Origin of the sequence: Mucilaginibacter sp., assembly GCF_039207105.1 — a bacterium.
Lineage (GTDB): Bacteria > Bacteroidota > Bacteroidia > Sphingobacteriales > Sphingobacteriaceae > Mucilaginibacter.
This window is the reverse complement of sequence record NZ_JBCECK010000210.1, coordinates 1-6,949: the sequence shown is the minus strand read 5'-3', so window position 1 is coordinate 6,949 and position 6,949 is coordinate 1. Positions and strand designations below refer to the sequence as shown.

Genomic DNA, 6,949 nt, shown 5'->3' with positions numbered 1-6,949 from the left:
GTTTCCACAAGCGAGACGCTTGCAGTTGCATGGGAAATTACCGTTTATTTACTTCAGCAATGATCTCTTGTAAATCATTTTTATCATAAATGAAAGGGCTAAGTAAAATTTGAACTGTTTCTACTTGTACAGATTCATCGATATCTCCCCAGGAATCTATTTCTAACAAATATTTCAAAATCTTTTCCCTTTCTTTTTTTCGATGATCTAACTTCCAAAAGTCAAGCGAGGCAGAATTGCCATCGATAGTATTGATTGTCTTGTAACGTTCAGTCAGCTCAATGACCGCTTCATTGAATATTCGGCTAAAAGAAGGGCTTCTAAATATTCGGACTAATTCATCGTCATCAATACCAAATTTTAAAGCGTAAAATACATTAACAAGGAGTTTTAGTTCCGAAATATTCTCTATAATCATAACTTATCTTTATCTGGATCAGTAACAATATACAACATATGCCTTGATCGAATCTTAAAAAACAAAAGAGGCAGCCTCACCAACAGCAAGACTTACGAAGTTTTCAAAACTTCGTAAGTCTTCTTCCCCGCTACCGTAAGCGTCTCGCTTGTGGTGAATCGTGCTTGGCTCAGATGAGCCCGTTTGTTTCCACAAGCGAGACGCTTGCGGTAGCAAGGAAATAAATAAGAAAGCCGCCCTGTAAGGGCGGCTTTCTTATTTCAAATACCCTTCCAATTAAGCTTTCTTATCAATCTTTACAATTGGCGAGTTTAATGCCTGCACCTTTACTTCTTTCTTCATGTCATGTTTCAGGGCGGTTGGCGCGGCAACATGCGCGTTTAAATGCGGCGCTATAACCAATGAAACGATCGACATCAGTTTGATCAGGATGTTCATGGATGGGCCGGAGGTATCCTTGAACGGATCGCCAACGGTATCACCGGTTACGGATGCCTTATGTGGTTCAGATTTTTTGTAATGCATTTCACCATTGATCATACAGCCTTTTTCAAATGATTTTTTGGCATTATCCCAGGCACCGCCCGCGTTGCTCTGGAAAATCCCCATCAGTACGCCCGATACGGTAACGCCTGCCAGTAAACCACCCAATACTTCGGGGCCAAAGGCAAAACCAATGATCACCGGGGTGATCAGGGCGATAAGGCCCGGAGCCACCATCTCGCGGATAGAGGCCTTGGTTGATATGGCCACGCATTTTTCATATTCGGGTTTGGCTTTATATTCCATAATGCCAGGTATCTCCCTGAACTGGCGGCGTACTTCCTCTACCATCGCCATAGCGGCACGGCCCACTGCTGAGATACATAATGCCGAAAAGATAAAAGGGATCATGCCGCCCACAAATAAGCCGGCCAGCACATCGGCCTTGTAAATATCAATATGCTCAATACCGGCAACACCCACAAAGGCCGCGAACAGGGCCAGTGAGGTTAACGCTGCCGAAGCAATGGCGAAACCCTTACCGGTTGCCGCTGTAGTATTACCTACGGCATCCAGGTTATCTGTACGGTGGCGCACTTCTTCGGGCAGTCGGCTCATTTCGGCAATACCACCGGCATTATCAGCAATAGGGCCAAAGGCATCAATGGCCAGCTGCATGGCTGTTGTAGCCATCATACCCGCCGCGGCAATAGCCACACCATACAAACCTGCAAAGTGATAGGAGCCATAAATACCAGAAGCCAGCACCAAAATAGGCAGTACGGTTGATTCCATACCGATAGATAAACCACCAATAATGTTGGTAGCATGCCCTGTAGATGACTGGCGGATAATGCTCAGCACCGGGCGTTTGCCCATAGCCGTATAGTATTCGGTAATGATAGACATCAGTGTACCTACGATCAATCCTACTACTATCGACATGAAAACACCATTTTTGGTAAACACCAAAGAACCGGCCTTTATAGCCTGGCTTGCATCCTCATCGCGTATCATATGGAAGTTATCATTAGGAAGCATCCATTGTACCACAAAATAAGTAGCAATAGCTGTTAATATGATAGAAGCCCAGTTACCTATGTTAAGCGCTTTCTGTACACTATCGTTCTCATTTTTAATTTTTACAAATGCCGCGCCTATGATGGAAAATATCAAACCTAAACCGGCAATTACCATCGGAAGTAAAACCGGAGCAATACCGCCAAACGCGTCATGCGATACAATTTCACGGCCCAGCACCATCGTAGCCAGCATGGTAGCCACGTATGATCCGAATAAGTCGGCACCCATACCGGCAACGTCGCCTACATTATCGCCCACGTTATCGGCAATGGTGGCAGGGTTACGCACATCATCTTCAGGAATACCTGCTTCAACCTTACCTACAAGGTCGGCGCCAACGTCTGCAGCTTTAGTATAAATACCGCCGCCTACACGGGCAAACAAGGCAATGGATTCGGCACCTAATGAAAAGCCCGCCAAAACATCAAGAGCTTTGGCCATAGCCTCGCCGTTAACGCTGCTACCTGTTACCTTAACCACATAAACCTGGTAAAATACAATAAATAACGATCCTAAACCTATAATAGCCAGACCGGCAACACCCAGGCCCATCACGGTACCGCCGGTAAAAGATACCCTTAAAGCCTGTGCCAGGTTGCTGCGCGCTGCCTGTGTGGTACGCACGTTAGCTTTGGTGGCAATGCGCATACCCAAAAAACCTGCAAAGGCCGATAGGAAAGCGCCTATTACAAATGATACGGCTATAACCGGGCTTGAAGTAGCTACGGTTGTACCGGAGTAAGCCAGTAAAATACCGGCAATAATTACAAAATAGCTGAGTATTTTCCACTCTGCACGTAAAAAAGCCATAGCGCCGTCGGCAATGTAGCCGGCCAGCTGCGCCATGTCGCCGTCGCCGGCATCTTGTTTGGTAACCCAGGCGGCTTTAGTGGCCATAGCAATTATGCCAATAAGGCCCATCACCGGAATCAGATAGATCAAGTAATTGTTCAAAAAATCCATGTTCACAAATTTGGTTTATAAGTGGTTCTATTAATACAGTTTAGGTAGTGCTTTAATAATTGGTATTGCAAAATAGTATTTTATTTGTTTACAATAGCCTGCTTTAATATAAAGTTTTTTGAATAGTTTAGAGCCTTTAACACTACACATACCTATGGCAAAAAATTCCGGACAATCAACAATGAAACATGAACTTGGCCTGCTCGACGGCACTATGCTGGTAGCAGGCTCCATGATTGGGTCGGGTATATTTATAGTAAGTGCTGATATTATACGCAATGTTGGCTCATCGGGTTGGCTTATAGCTATTTGGGTACTAACCGGCTTCATGACGCTTACCGCGGCACTGAGTTACGGCGAGCTTAGCGGTATGTTTCCCAAAGCAGGCGGGCAGTACGTTTACCTGAAAGAAGCTTACAATAAATTCATCGCTTTTTTATACGGCTGGAGTTTATTTGCTGTTATACAAACCGGAACCATAGCGGCAGTTGGTGTGGCCTTTAGCAAATTTACCGCTTACCTGATACCTGCCTTTAGCGAGGACAATATTTTATGGAAACTCAAAACCGGGGTGGATGCTGCCGGGCACGATAAATTTTTTGCCATCAGCGCAGCGCAGATCGTATCCATCGTACTCATTATCTTTTTAACTTTTGTAAATACCCGCGGTGTAAAAAGCGGCAAAATTATTCAAACTACCTTCACTTTAACTAAGCTCATAAGTTTATTTGGTTTGATAATTTTTGGTTTCATTATGCTCAAGCCGGAAGTATGGCATGCTAACTGGACAAATGCCTGGGATCTGCACAATTTGAATAAAGACGGCAGCATTACCAGCTTAACAACAGGAACAGCATTGGGCGCTATAGCCGCTGCAATGGTAGGTTCTATTTTCAGCAGTGATGCCTGGAATAGCGTAACCTTTATTGCGGGCGAAATGCGCAACCCTAAACGGGATGTGGCTTTAAGTTTAGGCTTAGGTACTTTAATAGTTACAGTTATCTATGTATCTGCAAACATAGTTTACACCGGTGTTTTACCTTTACATGAAATTGCTACGGCAGAAAAGGATAGAGTGGCTGTAGCAGCATCACATGTGATATTTGGTAATATAGGCACCATTATAATCGCTTTGATGATCATGGTATCAACTTTTGGTTGTAATAACGGGCTAATATTGTCAGGTGCCAGGGTTTATTACACTATGGCCAAGGATGGATTATTTTTTAAGCAGACTGGTACATTGAATAAATTTTCGGTTCCTCAGTTTGGTTTATGGATACAATGCCTTGTAGCATCATTACTTTGCTTAAGCGGACGATATGGCGATCTGTTGGATATGATATCATTTGTTGTGGTTATATTTTACATACTAACCATTGTAGGTATTTTTATTTTACGCAAAAAATATCCTGATGCTGAACGGCCTTATAAAGCTTTTGGTTATCCAGTTTTACCAGCTATTTATATTTTAATGGGCATTGCTTTTTGCGGTTTGTTGTTTGCCTATAAGCGTGATTATGCCTTGTACGGATTGGTAATCGTATTAATAGGCATCCCATTATATTACATATCGCAACGGAACGCTAAACATGAGGATGAAACGGTTATTAATAGTTAGTTTATTTATACTTGCCGGGCAGGTTTACGCCCAGGATCTTCAACAAAAAATTTCAGGTGCTTTTAGCAGGCTACAGGCCGATAGCCAATGCAGTTATGCCTCACTGTCATTAACCGTGCTTGATGCTAAAACCGGCGAGCAGGTGTTTGCCGCTAATCCTAATATGGGATTGGCTACGGCATCAACCCTGAAAACCATTACCAGCATTACCGCCTTCAATATTTTAGGGGCCGATTTTAAATACCAAACCCAGTTAGGCTATGCCGGTGAAATTACTGCCGATGGTACACTGAACGGTGATGTAATTATTAAAGGTGCCGGCGACCCAACCCTGGGCAGCTGGCGCTATGAACAAACCAAAGAGGCCCATGTGCTGGCCCTCATGACGAATGCCCTGCAAAAGGCCGGTATCAAAAAAATTAACGGCCGCATTATTGGTGACGATAGTATTTTCGGCAGCCAGTCAATCCCCGAAGGGTGGATATGGCAGGATATAGGTAATTATTACGGTGCCGGTACATCTGGCCTGTGCTGGCGCGAAAACCAGTTTGATATTAAGCTGCGCACGGGTGTGGTAGGTAACCCAATAGGCATATCTCGTACTGTTCCGCTGATGCCCAACCTTACCTTTAAAAGCGAATTGGTTAATGGTGCTACCGGCTCCGGCGATCATGCTTATGCCTTTTTGCCTGTAGGCAGCACCGTCATGTACCTGCGCGGCAGCTATGCTATCGATCAGGATAAAAAATCTATTTCTGCTGCCATACCTGATGCGGCCTATGATGCTGCATACCGCCTGGCGGATACTCTCCGGAAACTGGGCATTACTGTTAGTAATGGTGCGGAATCTGCAGCTACTTTAAATGCAAAATCATTACAGGTGCCTTTGATAGCTAAAAATATAACTACCATACAATCGCCGCCATTGAGCCGTATCATTTACTGGCTTAACCAGAAAAGTATTAACCTGTATGCCGAGCAATTGCTTAAAACCATAGCCTGGAAACAGGGCCGCAAACCTACTACCGCTAACGGGGTAGAGGAGGTGCAAAAGTTCTGGAAAGCGCGCGGCATCGACCCGAATACCATTAACACTTATGATGGCAGCGGCCTGTCGCCCGGTGACAGGGTAACTACAGCTACATTGGCAAAAATTCTGCAGTCGGCTAAAAAGGAAAGCTGGTTTGCCGATCTGTACGAAAGCCTGCCGGTTTACAACAACATGAAAATGAAAAGCGGCAGCATCAACAATGTGCTGTGCTATGCAGGTTATCAAGCTCATAACGGGCGCGAGTTATGTTTTTCTATCATGGTGAACAATTTCAGTGGTACAAGCCGTGGTATTAAAGAAAAAATGTTCAGGGTGCTGGATGTGTTGAAGTAGGAGACAGGAAAACTTTGTAAGTTTATATTTCCAATTCCTAAACAATGAAAAAGATAAGTATAGTGCTCATCCTGCTTTTTGCATCGGCTTTTTTTGCCTGCAAGCCCAAAAGCAACCCCGCTGATGATATCAAAAACATTAGGTTTAAATTTACCGAGCTTGGCCGCGAAACCCAGTTTAGGATAGCCTGTGATAAATTTGACAGCTATTTTCCAGAGGGCAGGGTTAAAAATTTTGGTACCAAAGCAGGCATAGATAGTGTAATGCAACTATTAACTAATATGCCCAGGGCAGAGGAAGGCAGCTTGCCGGATGTGCGGGGAAAGATATACATTACTCATGCTAATAACGCTGTAGATACACTATGCGTAGGTGTTAAAGTGCTCAATTATAAAGATGCCGTTTACCAAACCCCGCAGGAACTGTTGGCTTTGATACAGAAGTAGGGAAAGGCGAGGATAAGAAATATGTCATTGCGAGCGTAGCGCGGCAATCGTGAACTTTACAGAGAGATTTGTAGAGTTCGCGATTGCTTCGTCGTTTCTCCTCGCAATGACAAATTGAATTAAAAATTAAGCGTAAGTAACGTTTAAAGTAAACGGTACATTCAATGCTTTTGAAACAATACAGTTTTTCTTAGCATCTTCTGCAATTTCTTTGAATTTAGCTTCATCTAAACCATCGATAACTGTTGCTTTAAGCTCAAGGTGAATACCATTAATTTGAAGAGCCTGCAGATCCAGATCAAGGATAGCATCTGTTGTCAGGTCGCCGGGAGTAAAACCAGCTTGTGACAAGGTTGCGCTCAAAGCCATGGTAAAGCAACCTGCATGCGCGGCAGCTACCAGCTCTTCCGGGTTGGTACCAACACCATCGGCAAAACGAGTTTTAAATGAGTATTGAGTTTTGTTTAATACAGTGCTTTGGGTAGTGATCTCTCCTTGACCTGCTTGTAATGTGCCGTTCCAATGGGCGTTTGCTGTACGTTTCATAAGAT

Annotated in this window: 6 protein-coding genes; 3 read left to right on the top strand and 3 right to left on the bottom strand. The window is 44.0% G+C overall.

Going from position 1 to position 6,949, the window contains the following annotated elements:
• Nucleotides 1-37: 37 nt before the first annotated feature.
• A complete protein-coding gene (locus AAGC65_RS23820) occupies nt 38-418 on the bottom strand; it encodes a hypothetical protein (RefSeq protein WP_343114967.1) in 381 nt (126 codons plus the stop codon).
• A gap of 276 nt (nt 419-694) precedes the next feature.
• Nucleotides 695-2,947 carry a sodium-translocating pyrophosphatase gene (locus tag AAGC65_RS23815; protein WP_343114966.1) on the bottom strand — a complete coding sequence of 751 codons (2,253 nt, stop codon included), beginning with the start codon at nt 2,945-2,947 and terminating at the stop codon, nt 695-697.
• A gap of 154 nt (nt 2,948-3,101) precedes the next feature.
• On the opposite strand from AAGC65_RS23815, the gene AAGC65_RS23810 reads away from it, so the two are divergent.
• The 3 genes from AAGC65_RS23810 to AAGC65_RS23800 are packed head-to-tail and all read left to right on the top strand — an operon-like array spanning nt 3,102 to nt 6,398.
• Entirely contained in the window at nt 3,102-4,568 is a 1,467-nt protein-coding gene (locus tag AAGC65_RS23810) for an amino acid permease (RefSeq protein ID WP_343114965.1), read from the top strand.
• On the top strand, nt 4,546-5,952 hold the full coding sequence (gene dacB / locus AAGC65_RS23805) for a D-alanyl-D-alanine carboxypeptidase/D-alanyl-D-alanine-endopeptidase (protein ID WP_343114964.1): 1,407 nt from the start codon (nt 4,546-4,548) through the stop codon (nt 5,950-5,952). Before AAGC65_RS23810 ends, dacB begins: the two co-directional genes overlap by 23 nt.
• Before the next feature lie 44 nt (nt 5,953-5,996).
• The gene (locus AAGC65_RS23800; RefSeq protein WP_343114963.1) at nt 5,997-6,398 is read left to right on the top strand and encodes a hypothetical protein; all 402 of its coding nucleotides are present in this window, start codon (nt 5,997-5,999) and stop codon (nt 6,396-6,398) included.
• 126 nt (nt 6,399-6,524) lie between these two features.
• Here AAGC65_RS23800 and AAGC65_RS23795 read toward each other — a convergent pair.
• Nucleotides 6,525-6,949 (bottom strand): OsmC family protein (locus AAGC65_RS23795; RefSeq protein WP_343114962.1); only part of this gene is annotated, 425 nt, incomplete at its 5' end.

Excerpts from the sequence above, each read along its gene's own strand:
- AAGC65_RS23820 (WP_343114967.1), bottom strand. The coding sequence starts at position 418 with ATGATTATAGAGAATATTTCGGAACTAAAACTCCTTGTTAATGTATTT.
- AAGC65_RS23815 (WP_343114966.1), bottom strand. The coding sequence starts at position 2,947 with ATGGATTTTTTGAACAATTACTTGATCTATCTGATTCCGGTGATGGGC.
- AAGC65_RS23810 (WP_343114965.1), top strand. The coding sequence starts at position 3,102 with ATGGCAAAAAATTCCGGACAATCAACAATGAAACATGAACTTGGCCTG.
- dacB (WP_343114964.1), top strand. The coding sequence starts at position 4,546 with ATGAAACGGTTATTAATAGTTAGTTTATTTATACTTGCCGGGCAGGTT.
- AAGC65_RS23800 (WP_343114963.1), top strand. The coding sequence starts at position 5,997 with ATGAAAAAGATAAGTATAGTGCTCATCCTGCTTTTTGCATCGGCTTTT.